1 protein-coding gene is annotated in these 1,541 nt (G+C 59.4%); it reads right to left on the reverse strand.

Annotated features, from left to right (window positions below; all coding sequences use genetic code 11):
• Nucleotides 1-121: 121 nt before the first annotated feature.
• Nucleotides 122-1,360, reverse strand: coding sequence for a serine/threonine transporter SstT (gene sstT, locus RDW26_RS09085; RefSeq protein ID WP_307983351.1), 1,239 nt, complete (start codon nucleotides 1,358-1,360; stop codon nucleotides 122-124).
• Nucleotides 1,361-1,541: the final 181 nt, after the last annotated feature.

Here is a 1,541-nt window from a genome sequence, read left to right on the forward strand (position 1 = left end):
ATAGCGGGCGGTTTACTTGGCGCGGCTACGCGCGCGCCAGACTGAAGTCATTAAATGCAAGAAAGGGGCGCGATTGCGCCCCTTTCCAAGGTATCGGAATATTCAGCTTACCGCTTAGACCCTACGCATCCGCGCCGGGTTTGAAATCGCGACCCTCGCGACGCCACTGCATGTACTCGGCGGAAGCCGCGAACAGCACGTCGGTGGAGGAGTTGATAGCCGTCTCCACGGAGTCCTGGATGACACCGATCACAAAGCCGATGCCGACGACCTGCATAGCCACATCGTTGCCGATACCGAACAGGCTGCAGGCAAGCGGGATGAGCAGCAAGCTGCCGCCGGCGACACCGGAAGCGCCGCAAGCGGACACGGCGGAAAGCGCACCCAGAATGACAGCAGTGCCGAAACCGACCTCAACGCCCATGGTGTGCGCAGCCATCATAGCCATCAGAGAGATGGTCACAGCGGCACCGCCCATGTTGATAGTTGCGCCCAGGGGAATGGATACGGAGTAGTTGTCCTTGTTCAGGCCCAGTTTCTTGCACAGCTCCATGTTCACGGGGATGTTAGCCGCGGAGCTGCGGGTGAAAAACGCCGTGACGCCGGAATCCTTGGTGCAGCGCCACACCAGCGGATACGGGTTCTTACGGAAGCATGCGAACGCCAAAAGCGGATTGGTCACAAAAGCGACCACAGCCATGGCGGCAAGCAGCACGAGCAGAAGCTGGCCATATTCAGTGAAGATCTCAAGGCCGTTGGTGCTGACAGAGGTGTACACCAAGCCCATGATGCCGAACGGAGCCAGGGAGATGATCCAACGCACGACCTGCGAAACCGCGTCGGAGATAGAGGCGAAGACCTCCTTCACACCATCCTTGGCGTGACGCAGGGCGATACCGAGCAGCACGGCCCACGCAAGGATGCCCAGGTAATTCGCGTTGGTCAGGGCATCAACGGGGTTGGATGCGATGGACAGCAGAAGTTTGGAGAATACCGACCCGATATCGGAAGGAGCCGCAGAGGTGTCCTGCGCCGCAGCCAAGGTAAGCTCCACAGGGAACAGGGAGCTCATCAAAACGGCGACAAACGCCGCGATGAACGTGGCTGCCAGGTACAAGATGACGACAACCTTCATGGCGCCGGCGCCCTTCGCGTTAGCGAGCGCGCTGATGACCAAGAAGAATACCAGGATGGGCGCCACGCCCTTCAGCGCGGAGACGAACAACGTGCCGAACATCTCGAGCACGTCGTTACCCGGCCAAAACACGCCCAAAACAGCGCCGATAGCCAAACCGACGAGAATGCGCTTGATCAGGCTGATGTCGTTCCACTTCCGCCCGATCGCCTTCAATGTTTCCATACCATTCGTTCCTTCCCGCCCGCCTTGCCCCGCAACGGGGAAAGCGAGCTTCAGCATAAAGCAGCTGAGGGGAACATGCATGCGTGCATGCTCCCCTCAAATGGTGCGGGCGAAAGGACTTGAACCTTCACGGGGGTTGCCCACCAGAACCTAAATCTGGCGCGTCTGCCAATTCCGCCAC

Source organism: uncultured Senegalimassilia sp., assembly GCF_902464545.1.
Classification (GTDB): domain Bacteria; phylum Actinomycetota; class Coriobacteriia; order Coriobacteriales; family Eggerthellaceae; genus Senegalimassilia.